The following is a 23,453-nucleotide window of genomic DNA, read 5'->3' as shown; positions in this document are numbered from 1 at the left end:
CCTACGGCGCGCAGGTCATTCCTCGCGCGCCGTCATCGTGCCGATGATCTTGTCGAGCGCGTGTCCGAAGTCGAGTTTTTCCTGCTCGTCGAGACAGTCGAACATGTCGCCGTTCCATTTGCGCGCGATCGGCATGACCTTTCGATACAGCGCGCGGCCTTCGGGCGTCAGCGACACCAGTACGACGCGGCCGTCGTCGGCGCTCGCCTCGCGTTTCACGAGTCCTTGCCTGATCAACGCTTCGGCGGCACGGCTTGCCTGGCTCTTGTCGAGATTGGCATGCCTTGCCAGTTCCATGATCGAGAACGGCCCGAATGATCCCACCGACGCAATCACGCGCGCTTCAGGCAAGGTCACGCCGAGCTTGGTCTGATAGCGTTCGCTGATGCCGCGTTCGGCGAGTTTGTTGAGGACATGCAGACGGTATGTCAGGAACTGTTCGAGCCCGGCTTTGGCGTCCTTCATGGTCTTCCCGTAGTGTGTGAGCGGTCGCGGCGCTGTGATTGTTGCCGCAACCGCCTTGCCGGTCAACGCGTGCCGTATTTCAGGCGCGTCAACTGTTCGGCTTCGTCCGCCAACAGCCGCGCCGCGTCGCGAATCGCGACTTCAAGCGTGATCGGGCCGGGCGCCGGCGAGAAGCAGCCGCTGAAATATTCGGCGAGGCGCGGCAAGGCGGCTGAGTCGACTCCGCCGGACAGGAGCGTGGCCGGCACGCCTGCTGCCTGGGCATGACGGCAGGCGATAAAGGGCGCCTTGCCGTGCAGCGTTTGCACGTCCGAACGGCCTTCACCCGTGATCAGCCAATCGGCGCCTTCGAGCGCGGCGTCCAGACCGATTTGCCGTGCGACGGTTTCCGCGCCCGGTTCGAACTGCGCGCCGAGCATATGCAACGCGAAGCCGAGGCCGCCGGCCGCGCCCGCACCGGGCAGTTCGCGCGCCGTGCGGCCGAGCGCCGGTTCGAGCAGATCGGCGAAGCGGGCGAGCGCGGCGTCGATCGTGGCAACCTGCTCCGGCTTCACACCCTTTTGCGGACCGAACACCGCCGTTGCGCCGTGTTCGCCGGTCAGCGGATTGTCCACGTCCGACATGCCGACGAACTGCGTGTTCGCGAGACGCGCGTCGAGTTGCGACACGTCCACTCGTGCGAGGCGCGCGAGTTGTTCGGGCGTGGCGTCGAGCTCGTTGTCCTGTGCGTCGAACAGCTTGAGGCCGAGGCCGGTCAGCAGGCCCGCGCCGCCGTCGTTCGTGCTGCTGCCGCCGAGCGCGACGAAAAAGCGCCGCACGCCGGCGTCCATCAGCGCGCCGATCGCCTCGCCCATGCCGCGTGTGCTGCGCGCCTCCACCGGCACGCCCATTCCCACCGGGTCCGTAATGCCGACGACCTCCGCCGTTTCGATGATCGCGCTGCCGTCGGCGAGCAGGCCCGTGAGCGCTTCGCGCACCGGACCGGCGGCGCCGCGCACGCTGAGCGTGCGGCGTTCGCCGCCGCTCGTGAGCATGGCGTCGAGTGTGCCTTCGCCGCCGTCGGCCATCGGGCAGATGCGCACCTCCGCGGCGGGACGGGCGCGCTTGATGCCCGCTGCGATGGCCTGCGCGACCTGTTCCGCGCTGAGCGAGCCTTTGAAGGAGTCGGGAGCAATGACGACGACGGGCGAGGACGGCGAATTCGGCATGGTGTCTCTGATTGGTTGGAATCGTTGCGAGGGCGGGTGAAACGGCGAGATGAAGGCGCAGCCCCAAGCGCGTCCATTAGCTTATCAGCATGGGCGCGCCGACTGAATATGTCGAATGGCATAGCCGGCATTGACGGCCGCAGGGCGCCCGCGTGGCGGGGGCCTCTGTTCTTGTCGGGGGCTGGTGACTGAATCGAAGTCCGCGGGAGTTCGTGCAGACAAGCTAAAGCGAAGTCGCCGGGAAAACTTCGTGCAGACAGGCGCAGCCCAGCAGCGCGCGAGAGCCAGGTCGCACTGGAACAGTGCGCAAACGGGTACGAAACAGCACGGAAAGCGGCCGGAATCCGGCCAAAACCTCGACAAAAACGCGCCCATCCATCGAATCCCCGGCTAGGCGCGCAAATAGTTTGCTAAAATATTCGGCTCTTTGGACCCAACCGTGCTGCCGGCGGCCTGCAAGCCCGCGGCGCAGGCGCGCAATCGAAGCGAAGCGACCTAAACGCGACCAAAAAACGCGACGTCGCACGAGATCGACAAGCGGCACGGAGAAGATAACTGATTCGCTCGAATAATTTTAGGACGATTGAAGCCATGGCTAACGTTGTTGAAAACCTCGGCAAGCTCGAACGCCGCGTCACGATTTCCCTGCCGAAGGACGCCGTGCAGAAGGAAGTGGACTCGCGTATCCGTCAACTCGCGAAGAACGTGCGCATGCCGGGTTTCCGCCCGGGCAAGGTGCCGCTCAAGATGGTGACGCAACAGTATTCGGGCCAGGTGGAAGCCGAAGTGCTGAGCGACAAGGTCGGCAAGGAATTCTTCGACATCAGCCGCACCGAAAACCTGCGCGTCGCCGGTCAGCCGAGCTTCGCGCCGAAGTCCGACGCCACCGAAGGCGACTACGCGTTCGACGCGACGTTCGAGGTGTATCCGGAAGTGAAGCTGGGCGACGTCGCCACGGCTGAAATCGAGCGCACCACGACCACCATCAGCGAAGCGGAAATCGACCGCACGCTGGACATCCTGCGCAAGCAGCGCGTGCACTTCCACGCTCGCGGCGAAGCCGGCGAGCACGGTGACGGCGGCGGCGACACGGCAGCGAAAGAAGGCGACCGCGTAACGGTCGACTTCATCGGCAAGATCGAGGGTGAAGTGTTCCAGGGCGGCAGCGCCGACGACTTCGCGTTCGTGCTGGGCGAAGGCCGCATGCTGCCGGAATTCGAAAAGGCCGCCACGGGCCTGAAGGTCGGCGAATCGAAGGAATTCGATCTGGCGTTCCCTGAGGACTATCACGGCAAGGAAGTCGCCGGCAAGACCGCGCAATTCACGATCACGATGAAGAAGATCGAGTGGCCGCACCTGCCGGAAATCGACGCTGAATTCGCGAAGTCCCTCGGCATCGAAGACGGTGATCTGACCAAGATGCGCGCTGAGATCAAAGACAATCTCGAACGCGAAGCAAAGCGCCGCACGCAGGCCATCGTCAAGAACCAGGTGATGGACGCGTTGCTGAAGATTTCCGAACTGGACGTGCCGAACGCTCTGATCGAACAGGATCAGGAACGTCTCGTCGCAATGGCGCGTCAGGATCTGGAGCAACGCGGCGTGCCGAACGCCAAAGATGCGCCGATCCCGGCTGCGATGTTCAAGGAACAGGCCGAGCGCCGCGTCAAGCTGGGCCTCGTGCTGGCCGAGCTGGTCAAGGCCAACGACCTGCAAGCCAAGCCGGAGCAGATTCGTGCCGAAGTGGACGAGTTCGCCAAAAGCTACGAAGACCCGAAGGAAGTCGTCCGCTGGTATTATTCCAACCAGCAACGTCTTGCCGAAATGGAAGCGTACGTCGTTGAAGCCAACGTCGTCGATTTCGTTCTCAGCAAGGCCAAGGTGACGGACAAGGAAGTGAGCTTCGAAGAACTGGCAAGCGCAACGGCGCAAGCGTAAGCGTCGCTGCAACGGCGTGCCGGCTGTCGGAGCGACGGCCCGCACGCCGTTTTTTTGTGCCGTAATTGTGTATTGCGTTTGTGTTTCATGTTGCACGGCGCGCATGCACTGATCGCACTTGAATACGGGGTTGTCGGCCGCACCTGTCCAGCATCTAATATTTAGAATATTTCAGACAAGGATCTACTGCATGACCTTTCGCGCTCAAATGCTGGACACGTTGACCTCCCAGTCGTCGCGGGATCTCGAAGCGCAGGCGCTCGGACTGGTGCCGATCGTCGTGGAAACGAGCGGCCGGGGCGAGCGTTCATACGACATCTATTCTCGTCTGCTGAAGGAACGGATCGTGTTCCTGGTCGGCGAAGTGAACGACCAGACGGCCAATCTCGTCGTCGCGCAGATGCTGTTCCTCGAAAGCGAGAACCCCGACAAGGACATCAGTTTCTACATCAACAGCCCGGGCGGTTCGGTTTCGGCGGGCATGGCGATTTATGACACGATGCAGTTCATCAAGCCGGATGTGTCTACGCTGTGCATGGGTCTTGCGGCCAGCATGGGCGCGTTCCTGCTGGCAGCCGGCGCGAAAGGCAAGCGTTTTGCTCTGCCGAATTCGCGTGTGATGATTCACCAGCCGCTGGGCGGTGCGCGCGGCCAGGCGTCGGACATCGAAATTCAGGCGCGCGAAATCCTGTATTTGAAGGAACGGCTGAATCATCTGCTCGCGCATCACACCGGCCAACCCGTCGAGCGTATCGCACGCGACACCGACCGCGACAACTTCATGTCCGGCGACGATGCGCAAGCTTACGGCCTCGTCGACCAGGTAGCGCATAAGCGTCCTTGAGATGGTGCGTTTTTGCCCCGAAATGGGGCAAAAACGCAGCCGGATCGGTTGTGAAATAATCAAACTTCGTCCGAATGCCTGCGGCAAACGCCGTCACCTTGGCTCAAGCCCGGCCCCGCGCAAACTGCGAGGCCAGGGCAAACGGCGTATCATGTAATCGAGTGTCCGGAGGCTCACACATCTATGGCGGACAAGAAAGGTTCTAACAGCGAAAAGCTGTTGTATTGCTCGTTTTGCGGCAAGAGTCAGCATGAAGTCAAGAAACTGATTGCCGGCCCGTCGGTGTTCATTTGCGATGAATGTATCGACCTGTGCAACGAAATCATCCGTGATGAGGCTGCAGGCGCGGGCATCGAGGCGGGCTTGTCGAAGTCCGATCTGCCGAGTCCGCAGGAAATCCGTGAAATCCTCGACCAGTACGTGATCGGTCAGGAACGCGCGAAGAAAATTCTCGCGGTCGCGGTGTACAACCATTACAAGCGCCTCAAGCATCTCGACAAGAAAGATGAGATCGAGCTGTCCAAGAGCAACATCCTGCTGATCGGTCCGACCGGTTCCGGTAAGACGCTGCTCGCGCAAACGCTCGCGCGCCTTCTGAACGTCCCGTTCGTGATTGCCGATGCAACCACGCTGACAGAAGCCGGCTACGTCGGCGAAGACGTCGAAAACATCATTCAGAAGCTGCTGCAAAACTGCAATTACGAAGTGGACAAGGCCCAGCGCGGCATTGTCTACATCGACGAAATCGACAAGATCAGCCGCAAGTCCGACAACCCGTCGATCACCCGCGATGTTTCAGGCGAAGGCGTGCAGCAGGCTTTGTTGAAGCTGGTCGAGGGCACGATGGCGTCGGTGCCCCCGCAGGGCGGCCGTAAGCACCCGAATCAGGACTTCATCCAGGTCGACACGACCAACATTCTGTTCATCTGCGGCGGCGCGTTCGACGGCCTCGAAAAGGTCATCGTCGATCGTACCGAGAAGACTGGCATTGGCTTTGGCGCGAGCGTGAAGAGCAAGCAGGACCGCGACGCCGGCGAAGTGCTGCGCGAAGTCGAACCGGAAGATCTGATCAAATTCGGTCTCATTCCCGAATTGATCGGCCGTCTGCCGGTGGTGGCCACGCTCGGCAAGCTCGACGAAGTCGCGCTGATGAAGATTCTCGTCGAACCGAAGAATGCGCTGGTGAAGCAGTACCACAAGCTGTTCAACATGGAACGCGTCGAGCTCGAAATTCGTCCGGCCGCGTTGCAAGCTGTCGCACGTAAGGCAATTCGTCGCAAGACCGGCGCGCGTGGTTTGCGCTCCATCCTGGAACAAGCGTTGCTTGATGTGATGTACGACCTGCCGCAAATGAAAGGCGTTAGCAAGGTCATCATCGACGACAACGTGATTGACGGCGACGGCAAACCGCTACTGATCTACGAAGACGCGCCCAAAGTGGCGGGTTCGAACTGATCGGCTTTCGGGTTCTGCAAAAAAAGCCGTTCATGGCAACGTGAACGGCTTTTTTCGTTTATCGTGTGGTCAGGCTGGTTGTTTTCACTATGGAGTCACTGAACCTTCGGAGTCACTGAACTTTTCCCACACGCGGAGGCTTGCAATCTTTTCTGCTGGCCTCACCTATCGAACGAACTGATTCCACTCATGGGGAAATGAAATGTCAGGAACCCAACTCCTTCCGCCGGAACGCATTACGCTCCCGCTGCTCCCGCTGCGTGACGTAGTCGTCTTCCCGCACATGGTGATTCCGCTCTTCGTAGGCCGCCCGAAGTCGATCAAGGCTCTCGAAGCAGCGATGGAAGGCGGCAAGCACATCATGCTCGTCGCCCAGAAAACGGCTGCCAAAGATGAGCCGACCGAAAAGGACATGTACGAAGTAGGGTGTGTTGCCAACATCCTGCAAATGCTGAAGCTGCCCGATGGCACCGTGAAGGTGCTCGTCGAAGGCTTGCAGCGCGCGAAAACGCTTTCCATCGAAGAACAGGAAACGCAGTTCTCGTGCGAAGTCATGCCGCTCGAACCCGACCACGCCGACAGCGCCGAAACTGAAGCGCTGCGCCGCGCGATCGTGTCGCAGTTCGACCAGTATGTGAAGCTGAACAAGAAGATTCCGCCGGAGATCCTGACGTCGCTGTCGGGTATCGACGAAGCGGGTCGTCTGGCCGACACGATCGCGGCGCATCTGCCGCTCAAGCTCGACCAGAAGCAGCACATCCTCGAAATGTTCCCGGTGATCGAGCGACTCGAGCATCTGCTCGCGCAACTCGAAGCCGAGATCGACATCCTGCAGGTCGAAAAGCGCATCCGTGGGCGTGTGAAACGCCAGATGGAAAAGAGCCAGCGCGAGTACTACCTGAACGAACAGGTCAAGGCGATCCAGAAGGAACTCGGCGAAGGCGAAGAAGGTGCGGACCTCGAAGAACTCGAGAAGCGCATCACCGCTGCCCGCATGCCGAAGGAAGCCAAGAAGAAAGCCGACGCCGAGCTGAAGAAGCTCAAGCTGATGTCGCCGATGTCGGCGGAAGCGACCGTCGTGCGCAACTACATCGACACGCTGATCGGCTTGCCGTGGCGCAAGAAGAGCAAGGTCAACAACGACCTCTCCAATGCGGAACGCGTGCTCGACGAAGACCACTTCGGTCTCGAGAAAGTGAAGGAACGTATTCTCGAGTATCTCGCGGTCCAGCAACGTGTCGACAAGGTCAAGGCGCCGATCCTGTGCCTCGTTGGGCCTCCGGGTGTCGGTAAAACGTCGCTGGGTCAGTCGATCGCTCGCGCCACGAACCGCAAGTTCGTGCGTATGGCGCTCGGCGGCGTGCGCGACGAAGCCGAGATTCGCGGTCACCGTCGTACGTATATCGGCTCGATGCCCGGCAAGATTCTGCAAAGCCTGACCAAGGTCGGCGTGCGCAATCCGCTCTTCCTGCTCGACGAAGTCGACAAGATGGGTCAGGATTTCCGCGGCGATCCGTCGTCGGCTCTGCTCGAAGTGCTCGATCCGGAACAGAACCATACGTTCGCCGATCACTACGTCGAAGTCGACTTCGATCTGTCGGACGTGATGTTCGTGGCGACGTCGAACTCGCTGAACATTCCGCCGCCGCTGCTTGACCGGATGGAAGTGATCCGTCTGTCGGGTTACACGGAAGACGAGAAGGTCAGCATCGCGCAACGTTATCTTTTGCCCAAGCAAAAGAAGAACAACGGCCTCAAGGATGGCGAGGTCGATGTGACGGAAACCGCGATCCGCGACATCATTCGTTACTACACGCGTGAAGCGGGCGTGCGTTCGCTCGAGCGTGAAATTTCGAAGATCTGCCGTAAGGTCGTGAAGATGCTTCTGCTGAAGAAGGCGGAAGGCGCGGTGAAGGTCGACGGCAGCAATCTCGATACGTTCCTCGGCGTGCGCAAGTACGACTTTGGTCTGGCGGCGAAGGAAAATCAGGTTGGCCAGGTCACGGGTCTTGCGTGGACGGAAGTGGGCGGCGATCTGCTGACCATCGAAGCCGCGGTAATGCCGGGCAAGGGCAACGTGATTCGTACGGGTTCGCTCGGCGACGTGATGAAGGAATCGGTCGAGGCAGCACGCTCGGTGGTTCGTTCGCGTTCGCGCCGTCTCGGCATCAAGGACGAAGCGTTCGAGAAGCAGGACATTCACATTCACGTGCCGGAAGGCGCGACACCGAAAGACGGTCCGTCTGCCGGTATCGCGATGACGACCGCGCTGGTGTCGGTGTTGACCGGAATTCCGGTGCGCGCCGATGTCGCGATGACGGGCGAAATCACGTTGCGTGGCGAAGTCCTGCCGATCGGCGGCTTGAAGGAAAAACTGCTGGCGGCGCATCGCGGCGGTATCAAGCTGGTGCTGATTCCGGAAGAAAACGTCAAGGACTTGACGGAGATTCCGGACAACGTGAAGAACGCGATCGAGATCGTGCCGGTCCGCTGGATCGACAAGGTGCTCGAACTGGCGCTCGAACGCGTGCCGGCGGCGTTGCCCGAAGAGGAGCCCAAGCCTGCTGCGCCGGTTGCAGCGGAGCCCGGCAAGGACGCTGCGGCAACGGAAGTCGTGAAGCACTAAGGCAGTCGGCAAAGAAGCTTTTGCTCGAAGAAAACCGCGGTCTCGGCCGCGGTTTTTTATTGTCCGCGCGACTTCCGTCGGGCGTCTCGCGAGGGGCGTTTTCCCATCTATTGAGTAAAGCGGCATGCGCCTGTCGACTGGTTGTGCGTGCATCCATTCGCCGCAACATTTTGTTATAGGAAGCCTTCTCGAAATCCTCGCAAATCAGGCTCAACCCCGCTTGACACAAGGGTTTCGGCCCATTCTAATGATTGCGCCCGGCGTTGCCCGCCGGCCGCGTGATGCCAGGCGTTAATAAAGCGCCGTCACGATTGCCATAAACATTCTCGGGGGTTGGGATGAACAAGACGGAATTGATCGATCACGTTGCGCAGCAAGCCGACATTTCGAAGGCAGCGGCAGGCCGTGCACTCGACGCAGTGATCGATGGTGTCAAAGGTACGTTGAAGAAGGGCGGTTCGGTGACGTTGGTCGGTTTTGGCACGTTCGCGGTCGGCAAGCGCTCCGCGCGCACCGGGCGCAATCCGCGCACTGGCGCCGCCATCAAAATCAAGGCGGCGAAGGTCCCCAAATTTAGGCCTGGCAAAGCTCTGAAGGATGCGCTAAACTAATGGGCTTGCTGCTTGAGGGACGTCGATAGGCGAAGATCGGGCAGCAGGTAGAAGCAGGAAAGCAGCACTGAATCATGAAACGGGTGCTTAGCTCAGTTGGTAGAGCGGCGCCCTTACAAGGCGTAGGTCGGGAGTTCGAGCCTCTCAGCACCCACCAGTTTCGTGATTCACAGTTGTCCAGTACAGTCTGAAAAAGTACGTTGAAGTCCCTGAAACCCGCGTGGCCATTGGCTTTGCGGGTTTTTTGTTGCCTGCGGCCTGTCCAGAAACGTCCACGGTCGGCTATTAGAACCCGCACTTTTATCGTTGTATTTTCCGATGTATGTTGTGTCTTGTGTCAATTCCAGACGCGGAATACAACGATGGCTCGATCTCCTCTCCACCAGCTCACCCGGCTCGAGATTGTCAACGCGAAGCCGGCAGCCAAACCTTACACCTTGTCAGACGGGGGGCGGCTCTACGTGCTGGTCAAGCCCGAAGGTGCCAAGCTGTGGCGCTGGAATTACGATTTCGCTGGAAAAACCAGGACGATGGCTTTCGGTAGCTGGCCGGAAGTCTCCGAAAAGGAAGCACGCGCCGCTCATGCAGCCGCACGAGAGCTGTTGCGTCAGGGCATTGATCCCATGCAAAAGCGGCGCGAAGACAAGCGTCGTGCAAGATTCAGCGCGAATGCGACCTTCGAAGCTGTCGCAAAGGCGTGGATCGCCGAGCAGAAAGCGCACTGGTCCGCCGACTATCTCGACAAGATCGAACGGCGGCTCGCGAAGAACGTGTACCCTTGGCTCGGCAGGCGGCCGATCGCCGAGATCACCACGCCGGAATATGTGGAACAGGTCATTCGTCGCGCGCGCGACCGTGGCGTCCTCGACACGGCAAGAAGGGTGAGGGAGACGTGCAATTGCGTCTTCCGGCATGCGGTCGAGAACGGCCTCATCAAATCGTCCGAAAATCCCGCGATCGATCCCAAAGTAGGCGGCGTGAGAACGCCGCCGGTGCAGCACTACGCAGCCATCACGGACCCCGAGGCGCTGGGTCAGTTGATGCGGGCGATTCAGTCATATAAAGGCACACCGATCGTGCGAGCCGCGTTGCAGTTCGTGCCGTTGGTTTTTCAGAGGCCGGGCCAGATAAGAACCGCTCGATGGGAACAGTTCGAACTGGACAAGGCACTCTGGACCTGCCCGGCGGCGATGATGAAGGGAAAGCTGGCGCGCAAGAAGGGTGGCCCGCCTCACCTCGTGCCGCTGTCCCGCCAGGCCGTCTCAATACTTCGGGATCTTTATCGTCTAACCGGCCCGGAGGGCTATGTATTTCCAAGCCGTAAGGCCGGCCTGCCCATGTCGGACGGCACTATCAACGCGGCTCTGCGGACTATCGGGTATTCGGGCCACGAAATGACCGGGCATGGCTTTCGCGCCACTGCCCGTACCTTGATTCGGGAGCGCTTGGGTTACGACAAGGAAGTGGTTGAACGGCATCTTGCTCATGGCAGCGACGAGGAACTCGGAGACGCATACGATCGGGCTCAATACTTCAACCAGCGGCGACGGATGAGTCAGGACTGGGCCGACTACCTCGATCGGCTAGCGGGCGACAACAGCCAGGACGGTATCGCCCAGTCGTACATGCCGGCCGGGGAAAGGACGTCGTTTGTGGAGCAAGCGACGACGGGTGGAGAGCTGGAATCCACTACTGCACAATGAGTTTTCCGTCGATAGCCGGGGTACCGGCGAGGGATGGTGAGAAATCTGTTCTGCTAAATGACCGGCGCCAAGTGACCAAGCGGATCCGCAACCTCCACGAGAGTTTCATCTCACGATTGGCAAATGAGCAGAGCGGACTTCGAATTATTCACGTGCATGATCTGCGAGGAACGACAAGCACACGCGCTGGGCAAGATGCGCGACGTTGCCTCAGCAACAGCAAAAATGCCCAAACTTGGCGTCCTCCGGTAGCACTCCGACTATCAGACCGTCGCCATCGCGGACATCACAGTGGGCGCTTTCGCCGGGGTCGCTCCCGCTATACGAGCGGGGAAGGCTAGGTGAGTACATTGACTGATCTCGAACTTTCAGTGTGCTCAAAAACGTACCCATCTGCGCCTGGTTCGTGCTGGCTCTAGCTGGACTGCAATAACAAGGTTGTCCATAGCCTTGTCAATTTTTGTAGTCCTCTGGACTCGTCTGTTATTCGCTATACAGCACTGGGATGCCCAGGAGGGGAGCCAAATGAAATGCGTAATTTATTGACGCATAAGGGAAATGTCGGCGTGGCTGCGGGCCGGTGTACTCGCGAACGTACTCAAACGTGGCGCGCTTGAATTTTTTGTTGCTTGTCGCAAAAGCGCGACGTGCACTTGCGCGAAGTACAGTGCCGTTCGCCTGCACGTCGGTGCGTCGGTACCTTCCGAATGGAATGGCCGTCAGTTGGGTGAATCCGACGTCTGACCGTCCGAGCGACAGTGAGAGCGAATGGCGCTTCGTGGCCGGGAGTACACGTTCACACCAACCACCGGACAACTGCCGTTGAGGATTCCAACGTCGACTCTGTAAAACGTTCATCGAAGCGGTGCTATCGGCCATCAAGAGACGTTCGTGCGGCCGGCGACCGAGACGCTCCGACGGCGGCTCCGCCTTGAAACCGGCCACTGAGCCGCACGGCTCGATTGTCGCCCGACGGCCTTTGCTGACGTTCGAGTGTCGGCCACCGTGAGGTCAGCTGATAGGCGTTTTGCCGCCATTCGCGCTGCCGTAGCCTCGAATTTCAGGTGCCGATGCGAGTGGATGAGTACTCGCGACCCTCTGGCTGCCAAAAGTCTCGCGGTCAATTACGCAGATTATCAGCGCCGCATGAGCTACCAACACGCTTTCCCTCGAATCACAAACAACGGTTAAAGTAGCACCCTACCCATTTTCGGCAATCAAAGTGGCAAAAGATCCTAAAGTTTCGGACCTGCCTGATTATCCAGCGATTCGAAAGCTCGCATCGGCGCTGCATCGCCTTGATTCGCACCAGCACGGCGCCGCTATCATGATTGGTGCAGGATTTAGTCGCAGTGCGGCTCATCATGTTGGCGATGGTAAGAAGATGCCTCTTTGGGGTAGCTTCACGCAGAAGCTTGCCCGCGATCTTTACGCTGACGATACGAATCTAAATTTTACCGATCCATTGAGGGTCGCCGAAGAGTTTAGAACTTACTTCGGCACGGTAGCCCTTAACGACCGGATACGGTCTGAGATAGATGATCAAGCGTGGCGAGCCGGTCCACTCTACAAATCGCTCTTGTCGCTTCCGTGGACGGACGTCCTGACCACCAATTGGGATACTCTTCTAGAGCGCGCTGCAGACAACGTTCACGGTCCGTACTACACCGTCGTCACCAAGGCGTCGGATTTGGCTTGGGCCCAGACTCCGCGAATCGTGAAACTGCACGGCACGATCGGAATCACTGACACCCTCATCGCCGCGCAAGAGGACTATCGAACGTACCCGGAACGATTCGCGCCATTCGTCAACATGGCCCGACAGGTATTCATCGAAAACGAGCTGTGTCTGCTTGGCTTTTCCGGTGACGACCCGAACTTCCTGCAATGGGCGGGGTGGGTGCGCGACCACTTGGCGAATCACGCTCGAAAAATTTATCTCGTCGGGGCCCTAAATATCTCCCCTGCTCGCCGTAAGTATCTGGAATCTATCAATGTAGCTCCCGTTGACCTGTATCCCACCGTCGCACACCTTGAGGATCGCGATCTTCAACATCACCAAGCAACCGCACTGTTCCTGCAGGCGATGCGGGACGCGGAAAGGTCCAAGCCTAAACCGCACGAGTGGTACCCGACTCGTCTCGTTAGCAGCATCAGAAACGCAGAAGATCACGCAAAGTTGCACAGAGACCCTGAATACGGTGCGCAGGCTTTGACTGAACAGATTCCAATCTTGCAACAAGATCGAATCTCGTATCCGCATTGGGTGGTCTGCCCTCCATCGCTACGTTCCGCGATCAATAATCAGGTGAGCACTCCATTCCCCAATCCGCAGAATATTGCGGCGTTGACGCCTGATAATCGCGCTGCCCTACTGTACGAACTAGGCTGGCGCCAGGCCATCGCCCACTCGCACATACGGCTGTGGCTCGCTGATGCGCTTTTTTCTCTGGTTCGTTCGAGTCCATCGAACGCCCTCACCAAACGTCAGCAGGGTGATATTGCCCTCTGGTTACTGAACAACTCGCGATGGGATACAACCGACACCGACGAAAGAAAGCAGGCGGTTGAAACTCGCAACGCTGCACTTATCAAGGTCATTGAGGACAATGAGATTTACGTTCAGGATGCTAGCGCAGAAATAGCCTATCATCACGCCCTGCTTGCCCGTGACTCCCTAGATTACGTCAAGTTGACGGAATTGATTCCCCGCATTGTTGGCAAGGACCCCATCTGGAAATTGCGGAAAATGGCCATGCTCGTGGAACTCGGTCGATCAGCCGAAGCGATTGACTTGATCGCCTCTGCGTATGGGGATCTTCGCGAACAGCATCGACGAGATCGACAATCCATCCAGATCATGTCGCGCCTTCTCTGGGCGCGTTGGCTGCTGGATGCTGTCAGTAATAGCGAGGACAACCAAGGCATTGAAGAATTACCAACTTTCGTTGAGAGTAATTTCCGGAAGTGGAAGTGTGACCCGTGGACATGGTTAGATTCGTTCCGGCGTGACATCGACCAGCGACGCGAGGCATACGATAGACAACAAAATCCAATTGAGCCACAGTTTCAGCAAGGCCGCTATCACGACCACTCAGAAGACAGCTCTAACAATAGTCCTGACTCCTCGGATTTTCTCTTCGTGGATGGACTCACCAGAGTCTGTGGAATCCCGTTGCGACTAAGAGCTCGTGGCTACAACGTTAGCCTGTTCGTACAAACGACAACTAACCTGCTACTTCACGGTGGAACAGGGGATGACCTAATAGACCTGGCATTGACCGTCCGCTCTTCGAGCAGCCGCGATTCGGAAGCTATCAAGGACGGGCTGGGACGCATTCGTGTGGCCTGTCTTGAACAGCACGCTGTCGAGGCTTCAGTTCGTCAACTCTCCGCCGCAGTCAGGTATTGGCATCAAGAATGTAAGCAGGCATCCGCCGAGGCGCGAGACCACTGTTTAGGCAGACTCCGCGTCCTACTGGAAGTGTTAGGACGGCTCGTTGTTCGAGTGCCGTCAGCGGAGGCGAATATCCTGTTTCGACTAGCAACGGAAATGGGCCATACTCCTGAATTGCAGGGCCACTGGCTGTCAGAATCGCTCGAATCACTTCTCTCGAACTCGATGACTAGTATTCCCGCATCTGAGCAAGGAGAATTGCTTCTCGACGCGCTCATGTTTCCTCTCCCTCAGGAAATCAAGGCTGGCACCACCTGGTCATGGCCAAACCCCGTTATTGAGCACCTTGGGGCACGCGAAAGATCTTCCGTCCTGGATGAACGCATCGCCGCGTTGATTCGCGCAGTTAGGGAGGCCAACGGGACAGCGAAAAGCGCAGCCCTGCTTCGCCTTCTGCCTTTATCTGCTACCGACGGTTTCCTCACGGCAAGGGAATCCATTGCATTATTTCATGCGATTTGGGGCGATTCTGAAAGCTACGAAAATCTGCCGGAAACGGGTCTGTATCCTCATACGTTGGCCGTTTTACCAGCCGGCGATCGAACCCGTGTCGAGCAGCTTATTCGTTCTTGTCTGTACGATCATGGCTCCGAGATTCTCGATAATACGCAAAAGGATCTGCGAACCTTTCCTTCGCCGGAAATTCGCGCGGCTATGTGGACTTACAACGGGATGGCTGCGGCTGCGAGCAGCGACAAGACTCGGTTATATCCTGACGTAAACCAAGCCTTGGCTTTATTTGATCGCCTGACGAATTGGAGACCCGTCACAGCAGCGGACAATGGGTCAGATGTGGCCGCAAACGCCCGGCATTCGCTTGCCTTGAGCATTGGTCGTGCTCTTTCGTACGCCGTTGTTCCGTCGTTATCTTCTGAAACCAAGACATCGAGCCGATTTGAACAACTGCACAGGCTTTACTCGGATGTAGACGGCGCAATGACTGCTTTGCCTGCGCTCGTCAGTTTCGCAGAGGGCGATTCAAGCACCGCTACTGCCGTGGCGAGAGATATTGCCATCGCCCTTCGGGGCGGAAATCCGATATCAGTTAGTCAAGCCGCTATCGCTGTGCATAGATGGATGAAATTACCCGAAAGCAGTCAATCCACCAAATTTAGAAGGCTCGTAACGCTGGTGATTGGCATCATCGAATCAGGCCGGATGATGGAGTTGCAGCAGCTTCTGTGGCTAGCGGGAGAGCTGTTGATTGCCGGTCACCTTTCTGAGGAGCAGCAACAGACTCTTCGCGAAGTGGTTCCTGAAATTTATAAGTCGACCGATTATGTGAACATCATTCGAAGAAGTCGCCAAGCTGTCGTCGCCTCTACGGTACGGGTTGTGTGCGTGAAGCTTGCCTCGACCCTTGCAGCCATCTTTCCTGAAGACGAGACGCTTCGCGGACTGATTGCCGATTCGAAAGATGATGCCTTGCCCGAGGTCCGCTTTGCTGCGGCAGACAACGCTATTGTCATCGATTGAGGCGATACAAAAGCCTAGTCACTACCGGGTGAATCTATCTCTGAGTGTCTACACTTCGGACAGTTCGCGAACAACTGCGCTCGACGCGATCAACGTCGACGACGGTTGTGAACGGTTGCTCTGTTGATTGCTCGTGCGCCCTCATTCGCGGGTCGTACATCTATGGGCGCGTAACCGCCTGAGTTGGGGCGGTCGCTGAATGACTGCATTGGCCGAGGTTGGCGAGTCGACCGTCAGTCAAGGCTCGGCCGTGTGCGGTCAATGGCTGGTCGCCGACATCGAAAAGAGCAACATCGGAAGCGGCCGACTAGCTGATGCTCGACAAGACTGCCGCTATGCTACGGCTTCAGCTCAAGCAGCCGTTCAACATTTTATCGGGAACAGTAAGCATGTCGTATGCAGGTATTTCCGTCCGCGAAGCATTGGACAAACTGAACGCGCCGAACAATGGATGGTTTTTGCCACAGGTACAACGGCAGTATGTGTGGGGGGCACGCCACGAGTCGGAAGACTATGTTTGCCTGCTGCTCGACTCACTCCTCAAGCGCTACCCAATTGGTGGTGTGGTGCTTTGGGAAACAGAGCAACGAGTGCCTTACCGCCGCTTCGTCGAGGATTACGCCCCGGGAAAGTATGCCCGTCAAGTAGATGAGGGACTGTGGGGCGCCCCGAAGGCGCTGGTCTATGACGGACAGCAGCGCTTGCAGACTCTGTTCTCCGTACTCCGGAACCGCTTCAACGGTCGGATTTTGCACTATGACCTCTTGTTCGACCCATCTACCGCCGAGTCGGACGAAACCGGATTTCTTTTCCGCGATGCCAGCTCACCATCGGCGGCTCGGTACCTCCGCATGACGGAATTGGCTTGCATGCGCTGTAACCAGGACGAAAAGATTGATCTCGAAGAGCGCGTCGGGGTGGCCGGAGGGGAGAACAAAGATGCAAAATTGCGGGTGCGCAAAAACCTCAGCGCATTGTGGGAGATCTTCGTGGACGTCAACGTCAAGTCGATCGCCTACTTTTCGGTCAAAGCGGATACACCCAAAGAGGTCAACGAGGTATTCCGCCGCTTGAATACGGGAGGAATTGCATTAACCCAATTGGAGCTTGTGCTCGGAAAGATCAAAGCTGTCCAGTCGGATTATGAAGAAAGGCTCTGGGCGCTTTCCGAGAGAATCTTCGTACGAAGCGGAGGTATCAAGTTTTCATCGGCTGCAGTGCTGCAGTTTTTCCATTTGATCATTAAGAACACGATCCGCATAGATGAGACTCGTTTGGGAAACGGCGACATTCAAGCTTTCCAGGATGCGCTGAAAAACGACACGGAGCCGCTGGTCGAACTGTTTTCCAACTATCTGAAGGGGCTGCTGAACATTAACCACGCCTCGATTGTGCCGCGCTGGCTCGCGGTACTACCCATTGCCGCCTATCTGACGGAGCGCAGGCGTAGTGGTCACGAGTGGCGCATCCGCGCGATGAAGGCCGTCGAACTGCAGCTGATCAATCAGTACTTTTTGCTGTCGCAGTTCTGCGACTGGAATACCCAGACTATGGTCACTGCATTTGCACGCAAAGCTGTGGAGGCGGGCAAAGCGGGCAAAGCGTTTCCGCTGGAGGCAATTCGTCAGATCGCTATCGACAAAAACCGCACTGGCGACTTGCACGAATACCAGTTGCTAAATCTTCCCTGGCTGGCGACTAAGGTGCTCATGCCGAGCCGCAGCTACATCTTCCACGACAGCAAACCACAGGTAGATCACATCTTCCCGATCAACCTGGCGAACCAGGATGAGGCCTATCGTGAGGCCGTGGATGTGCTGTGGAATTTTCAGCCTATGCCAGCGGAAGTCAACAATTACAAACGGGCGCGTCATCCCCGAGAGTTCTTCAATAGTGAAGATGGCAGAAAGTACTGGGCGTCCTATGACTTCATCCCCACGGCCGACTCGGTCCTTTGGGACGACCATCTTGCCTTTGCAAATGACCGAAAACAGAAGATGCTGCGGGCGCTTAACGAGTTGTATGGGCTCACGCTTGCAGCACCGGAGCAAGAATAGTTTGAGCATGCGATACCCGATCGTCACTCACCAAGTTTAAACGAGGAGTAAGCGGACCTATCCGCTATCATCGTTCCTGCACCTTGCCGTTTGTATGAACTGCTTGGGCACTTCTGGCCGAACGGGGTAATGTGTCTCAGGCTCGTGTCGCCGCGTAGCGACGACCTAGTCGGGCGCGGGCCCGCTAGGTCGATCTCTAACGCGTGGATTGAACTTCAACCCCATCTTGATTCTATGCGTCAATGGCTCGCTCAAGGTATCGAACCGGCCCTTCGCCTAATTGAATACCGAACGGTTGGTGTGAGTGTGAATACCCGCTCGTTTTCTTCGAAGCTTGAAGTTGACCCAGAAAAACGGACATCTATCCTTTGGAGAAGGAGGTGCCGATTATGGGCAAGCATCGTACCCCGTACCCGGCGGAATTTCGGGCGCAAATGGTCGAGCTGGTGAAGGCTGGACGCAGGCCGGAGGAACTGGAAAAGGAGTTCGAGCCTACCGCACAGACCATCTACAACTGGGTGGCACAGGCTGATCGCGACACAGGCGTGCGGCATGACGGTCTGACCACAGCCGAACGGCAGGAGCTCACACGGTTGCGTCGTGAAGTCCGGCAACTGAAGATGGAGCGCGACATACTCTCTCACGCGGCAGCCTGGTTCGCGAGGGAGACGGGATCCATTCCACCGAAGAGCGGTACGGATTCATGAAACAGACTTTGCCATCCACTACATTGCCGATTTGCGTCCGGCGGACGGCGACACGTGTCGCACGAGCTGGTACAACATACGCCGCCTGCATAGCAGCATCGGCTACTGTTCGCCGCTCGAGTTTGAAAACCTGCATGCGCAAGATCAAAGCTTATCGCCGCGCGGGTTGCCCACCGCCGGGCAGCGTCGTGGTCGTGACAGTCGACCCGCCGCCCGGCCGTGGACAACCCGCGATTCAACCTTATCGGGAGGTGCCACACCACATTAAACTCAACTGCAAATCTATCCGTCGAACCGGGTCAACCTCAGCTAACAATCGCCTTCACTGCATCGCCAATGGCGGCAAAGTGACGGTCAGTCGCCGCACGACGTCTGATCGGCGAACGTCCGCAAAGGCCGATGACTTGCCGACGGACTCGAAGGGATAATGACCGCTGCACCCGGCGGATTCAACCGGTCGATGCAATAGTTTGCTGGAACCGTTCGGCAGGCGTTTCGTAGCCCAGTGTCTTTCTCGGACGCTCGTTCAATCGTCTTGCCACGGCATTGAGTTTAGCCTGCGAATACGCTGACAGGTCGGTGCCTTTCGGGAAGTACTGCCTTAACAGCCCGTTTGTATTTTCGTTCGATCCACGTTGCCATGGATGCTGGGGGTCGCAGAAGTAGACCTGGATATCAGTGGCGACGGTGAAGCGTTTGTGCCCGGCCATCTCTGTTCCCCGATCCCATGTCAGCGATTTATAGAGTTCCTGGGGCAACTTGCTGGCATGTTTGATGAGTGCATTGATGACCGTTTCGCTATCCTTGCAGGGGATCCTGACCAGCATGACATAGCGTGTCTGACGCTCGACAAGCGTTGCTATCTGGCTGCTTCCGCTGCCGCACAGCAGATCACCTTCCCAATGCCCGGGTACCGCGCGGTCTTCAACACTCGCGGGGCGTTCGCTGATTGATACGGTGTCCCGAATCCTGCCGTGACCGTCCGTCTTCTGAGTGTGGTGGCGCGACCGGCGCATGGCACGGGTACGCCGTAAATGCGCCAGCAACTCCTTCTTCAGGGCAGATAGATCGTCTCGTGAGACACGTGGTGGTCCTCGTCATCTGGATACGCCCGCCTGAGCCATCCGGCAATCTGCTGCGGTGACCACTGTAACTGGAGCTTGCCTGCAACCATCTGCGCCAGCATCCGGTGCTCAACCAGTTTACAGGCTTTGGGACGCTGTGCCCGATCCCATGCAAGCTGGTCGGCGTAGGTCGCCCGATAACCGTCTGGTCCGCTGTTACGTTTGATCTCACGACAGATGGTGGAAGGCGCTCGCGATAGTCGTTTTGCAATTGACTGGATCGAATCGTCAGCCACAAGCCCTCGCGAGATCTCTTCGCGCTCCTCCAGCGTCAACGCCAATCCCGAGCGGTGCCTTTGTGGCGGCTGGATCCCGCCTGTCTCAGCCAGAATCCCCTGAACCGACGAGTGGTTACGATCAAAGAGCTGGGCGATCTTCTGCAGAGATTCGCCGTTGCGCCAACGTTCCCACATCAGCGCTTTCTGCGTCTCACTGTAATAAATCCGGCGTCTCTGCTTCATTTGCAACACTCCTGCTGCTTGCGCAGTCTTCAGTGTGTTGCATCGACCGGTTGAATCCGCCCCGAAAAGCCGCCGATGAGGTCGCGCCTGGTCAAGCGTCCGAAGTGGGTCGCGTGCTGCCGCTCGTGGCACGCACGGGTCGATCGCACGACGATCGGCAAGGTACGGCCATCTCCAGCCGTTCGCCTGATACCGTGCGCTTTTCTCGGAAACCCAAGAGGAATCAGTTGCGCACACGGAATCGCGTTGTTCGTCCTGTTCGGCACGCAACCGACCACGACTGATGACAACGGAAGTACGACGTAGTCGTGCGGGAAATGCCCCGAGATATACTTCCCGCATGGAACTCGACCCCCGCGACCTCGATAAAATCAGTGCCGTCACGTTGCAGCACTACGACGCGCACGCGGAAGATTTCCGCAACGGCACGTACGACCACGACGTCACGCAGAACATCGCGGCGCTGCTGCACCATATCGAAGTCGAGCCGCCTCTTACGATCCTGGATTTCGGCTGCGGGCCGGGGCGAGATTTCAAGACCTTCACTACACTCGGCCATTGCGCGGTCGGCCTCGATGGCGCCGAGCGCTTCGTTGCAATGGCGCGTGACGCGACTGGCTGCGACGTCTGGCAGCAGGATTTCCTGCATCTCGATTTGCCGGCCGCGCACTTTGACGGCATTTTCGCCAACGCCGCGCTGTTCCATGTCCCGAGTCAGGCGTTGCCGCGCGTGTTGCGGCAATTGCACGCGACGCTGAAGCCTGGCGGCGTGCTGTTCAGCTCCAACCCGCGCGGCACGAATCAGGAAGGCTGGAGCCACGGCCGCTACGGCGTCTTCCATGATCTCGAAGCATGGCGCCGATATATGGCGGACGCAGGCTTCGTCGAAACTGAGCACTATTACCGGCCCGCCGGCTTGCCGCGTGAGCGGCAGCCGTGGCTAGCCAGCGTGTGGCGCAAGCCGGTTGCCTGAAACGCCAGGGGGCTGTTCCACAGTATGCCCGCGTTGGGCTTGGCAGATGCTTACGCTCAAGCCGCTTTGATGCAGCGCAAAGCAGCCGATTTGCAACAGTGTCCATCGCGCAGAGAAATGGCCAGTCGTGGATCTCAGACAATCGGCAGAAGCGGGGACGCCTGTCGTCGGCCGCGACAGGCAGAGGACGGGCCATCTACAGTCGTTGGCAAGCTCTCTCATGCAGTCATTCGAACGTCGGCTTCACATTGGCAAGGGACGCATGCGTCCCGATCGTGTCCAACGGGCGTTGGCCATTCCGAAAAGCTAGCCATTAGGACTATTCCAGGCTGTCGCTTGTCTAACCCGATGCTTCCATCTTGCGTCCTATTAATCCACCTGGCGTGCCGTACCGACGTATGGCGCTACCCTTTGTTGAACAGGTTCACGACGCGGGACATGGATTTCGCTGCCAGAACGAACAGAGCGCCGGCCAGACTGTAGTCGACGTGGTGCATCAGGTCGGTCAAATAGAACATGAATAGTGCGATGAGCGGGTGGTACATCGCACGGCTTATCAGGTTTTTCATCGGCATTTCACGCTGTTTCGATTGCCCGAACCGGTAAGCCACTGTGCGTGAACCGATCTGCGCAAGTTTGGAGGCGGCCAGGCTTCCGAAATCCGTGGAAGGTTTGGCTGCGAAGTACGGATGGCGTTGATGTGTCACGTCCCGCCCTGCGACGAACTTTGCCTCTCGCAACTTGTTGCCGTCCTGGCCGTGCGTCGATGTTTTTTGCCCGACCGTCCAAGTCTTGCCTCTGGTTCGCCTGAGCATTGCAGCACGTCCAGAAAGGTTGTCCGGTCCTCCTGCAGACGGGCGCGATCTGGTTGCACGCGGTTGTGTCACGCAGCGATGCGCCCACACTCAAAAGTATCGAGGCAGACCCGAAGGAGCTGTGATGATGGGGCAGGACGTCGCCGTGCCCGTCGCCGAGCCGACACACCTCTAATCCCAATCGCGATTGCAACGCAGACCATGAACGACAGAACGGTGCGGAGACTCAGGACGGCCTGCGCCGGAATCAATCGAGATCAGACATGCTCGCTAAGGGGCCGCCCGCGAACATCCATACGAATCGCGCGGCGATGCATCATGCGTGTTGACGTCATCGGTAAGGTATTTGTCATATGCCGCCGCAGCAGGTTTAACATGTACCCGTCGGCCAGATTGAAGAAGTGGGCGGCATCCCCTTCACTTGCCCGGGAAATCGCATTTCACGCGAGCTATTCATGGATGCAGTTTCTGACGTCCTGCGCGCTGTGCGTCTAAGCGGCGCGGTGTATCTGAATGCAACCTTCACGGCACCGTGGTGCCTGATAGGCCGCACAGATGCTGCGCTCTGTGCAGCGTATTTGCCGCGATCTGAGCGTGTAGTTTCATACCATCTGATCATAGAAGGTAGCTGCTGGGCACAACTGGCAGGCGACCCCGATTCGGCTATTCATCTCAATGCCGGCGAACTGCTCGTGGTGCCGCAAGGCGAAACACATGTGATGGGCAGCGCCGTGGATCTTGCGCCCACGCCAACGGAGTCGCTATTAGTCGGCCCGATGGAGACAGAACCCGGTGAGGTGATGACGCTATCCCACGGAGGCGGAGGACCTACGACTCGCATCGTATGTGGCTTTCTGGCCTGCGACGATACGCTAAGTAACCCACTGCTTTCATCGCTGCCGCGACTCTTCAAGATTGATATGCGCCAAGATCCGCGTGCAGCATGGCTTGAATCCTCTCTCAAGCTGGCTGCCGCCGAGGCAGCCGGTTCGCGGGCGGGCGGTACGATCGTCCTCGCCAGACTGTCCGAACTCTTGTTTGTTGAAGCGGTCCGTAGCTGTATTGAAGCGCTACCTGCTGACCAGACAGGATGGCTGGCTGGCGTGCGCGATCGCTATGTTGGACGTGCGCTTTCGTTGCTCCATGCAAAATCAGTCTACCCTTGGACCGTTGATGAGCTTGCGCGCAAGGTGGGGTTATCGCGCTCCGCGTTGGCGCAACGTTTCACCGATCTTCTTGGACAACCGCCAATGCAGTACCTGGCGCGATGGCGCATGCAGATCGCGGCGCAGGAACTTCTGATTGGCAGTAAGTCACTCGCCGCTGTAGCGGAGCACATTGGTTATGAGTCGGAGGCAGCGTTCAGTAGGGCCTTCAGGCGGGAATTTGGAATGCCACCGGCCGGCTGGCGCAAGAGCAAAGGAAAGGTAAACGGTGCTACCGAGTCTGGGCCGGCCGCACTCGGCGCGAATCGCATCACACCACCACCGGATCAGTGACACCGACCACTAAGCCCAACGTGTGCTTCGACAA

General features: G+C 58.2%; 13 protein-coding genes, 1 tRNA gene and 2 pseudogenes. 12 read left to right on the top strand and 4 right to left on the bottom strand.

Annotated elements, in window-relative coordinates; all coding sequences use genetic code 11:
* Positions 1 to 15: 15 nt before the first annotated feature.
* Complete coding sequence (locus B0G73_RS22525) at positions 16 to 465, bottom strand: MarR family winged helix-turn-helix transcriptional regulator (RefSeq protein ID WP_106283645.1); 450 nt, start codon at positions 463 to 465, stop codon at positions 16 to 18.
* Positions 466 to 527: 62 nt separating this feature from the next.
* Positions 528 to 1,673, bottom strand: coding sequence for a glycerate kinase (locus B0G73_RS22520; protein ID WP_106283482.1), 1,146 nt, complete (start codon positions 1,671 to 1,673; stop codon positions 528 to 530).
* 591 nt (positions 1,674 to 2,264) lie between these two features.
* On the opposite strand from B0G73_RS22520, the gene tig reads away from it, so the two are divergent.
* The 10 genes and pseudogenes from tig to B0G73_RS22470 form a co-directional block, all read left to right on the top strand.
* On the top strand, positions 2,265 to 3,611 hold the full coding sequence (tig, locus tag B0G73_RS22515; protein ID WP_106283481.1) for a trigger factor: 1,347 nt from the start codon (positions 2,265 to 2,267) through the stop codon (positions 3,609 to 3,611).
* A 190-nt stretch (positions 3,612 to 3,801) separates the two neighbouring features.
* Positions 3,802 to 4,455, top strand: a complete 654-nt coding sequence (gene clpP / locus B0G73_RS22510) for an ATP-dependent Clp endopeptidase proteolytic subunit ClpP (RefSeq protein ID WP_007182010.1) — start codon at positions 3,802 to 3,804, stop codon at positions 4,453 to 4,455.
* Between the two features lie 183 nt (positions 4,456 to 4,638).
* Positions 4,639 to 5,910 carry an ATP-dependent Clp protease ATP-binding subunit ClpX gene (clpX, locus tag B0G73_RS22505; protein ID WP_007182009.1) on the top strand — a complete coding sequence of 424 codons (1,272 nt, stop codon included), beginning with the start codon at positions 4,639 to 4,641 and terminating at the stop codon, positions 5,908 to 5,910.
* A gap of 202 nt (positions 5,911 to 6,112) precedes the next feature.
* The gene (gene lon / locus B0G73_RS22500) at positions 6,113 to 8,536 is read left to right on the top strand and encodes an endopeptidase La (RefSeq protein ID WP_106283480.1); all 2,424 of its coding nucleotides are present in this window, start codon (positions 6,113 to 6,115) and stop codon (positions 8,534 to 8,536) included.
* A gap of 338 nt (positions 8,537 to 8,874) precedes the next feature.
* Positions 8,875 to 9,147: an HU family DNA-binding protein gene (locus B0G73_RS22495; protein ID WP_106283479.1), complete on the top strand. Its 273-nt coding sequence runs from the start codon at positions 8,875 to 8,877 to the stop codon at positions 9,145 to 9,147.
* An 81-nt stretch (positions 9,148 to 9,228) separates the two neighbouring features.
* Positions 9,229 to 9,304 (top strand) — tRNA-Val (locus tag B0G73_RS22490).
* A 205-nt stretch (positions 9,305 to 9,509) separates the two neighbouring features.
* Positions 9,510 to 10,850 (top strand): integrase arm-type DNA-binding domain-containing protein, encoded by a 1,341-nt coding sequence (locus B0G73_RS22485; protein WP_106283478.1) that lies wholly within the window; start codon positions 9,510 to 9,512, stop codon positions 10,848 to 10,850.
* Between the two features lie 1,222 nt (positions 10,851 to 12,072).
* A complete protein-coding gene (locus B0G73_RS22480) occupies positions 12,073 to 15,783 on the top strand; it encodes an SIR2 family protein (RefSeq protein WP_146144227.1) in 3,711 nt (1,236 codons plus the stop codon).
* A 314-nt stretch (positions 15,784 to 16,097) separates the two neighbouring features.
* Positions 16,098 to 17,840 (top strand): DUF262 domain-containing protein, encoded by a 1,743-nt coding sequence (locus B0G73_RS22475; protein ID WP_258193420.1) that lies wholly within the window; start codon positions 16,098 to 16,100, stop codon positions 17,838 to 17,840.
* A 389-nt stretch (positions 17,841 to 18,229) separates the two neighbouring features.
* A pseudogene (locus B0G73_RS22470) lies at positions 18,230 to 18,481 on the top strand (transposase); the annotation flags it as partial.
* Between the two features lie 515 nt (positions 18,482 to 18,996).
* Here the strand turns inward: B0G73_RS22470 and B0G73_RS22465 are convergent.
* Positions 18,997 to 20,132 (bottom strand): annotated as a pseudogene (locus B0G73_RS22465) (IS30 family transposase).
* A 340-nt stretch (positions 20,133 to 20,472) separates the two neighbouring features.
* Here B0G73_RS22465 and B0G73_RS22460 point away from each other — a divergent pair.
* Positions 20,473 to 21,105, top strand: coding sequence for a bifunctional 2-polyprenyl-6-hydroxyphenol methylase/3-demethylubiquinol 3-O-methyltransferase UbiG (locus tag B0G73_RS22460; RefSeq protein ID WP_106283475.1), 633 nt, complete (start codon positions 20,473 to 20,475; stop codon positions 21,103 to 21,105).
* 404 nt (positions 21,106 to 21,509) lie between these two features.
* Here the strand turns inward: B0G73_RS22460 and B0G73_RS22455 are convergent, their stop codons facing one another.
* Positions 21,510 to 21,920: a hypothetical protein gene (locus B0G73_RS22455; RefSeq protein ID WP_106283474.1), complete on the bottom strand. Its 411-nt coding sequence runs from the start codon at positions 21,918 to 21,920 to the stop codon at positions 21,510 to 21,512.
* A gap of 455 nt (positions 21,921 to 22,375) precedes the next feature.
* Here B0G73_RS22455 and B0G73_RS22450 point away from each other — a divergent pair, with 455 nt between their 5' ends.
* Complete coding sequence (locus B0G73_RS22450; RefSeq protein ID WP_106283473.1) at positions 22,376 to 23,419, top strand: AraC family transcriptional regulator; 1,044 nt, start codon at positions 22,376 to 22,378, stop codon at positions 23,417 to 23,419.
* Positions 23,420 to 23,453 lie beyond the last annotated feature (34 nt).

The sequence above is a fragment of the Paraburkholderia sp. BL25I1N1 genome, from assembly GCF_003002025.1.
GTDB lineage: Bacteria > Pseudomonadota > Gammaproteobacteria > Burkholderiales > Burkholderiaceae > Paraburkholderia.
The sequence above is the reverse complement of the archived record's forward strand: the minus strand, read 5'-3'. Positions and strand labels throughout refer to the sequence as shown.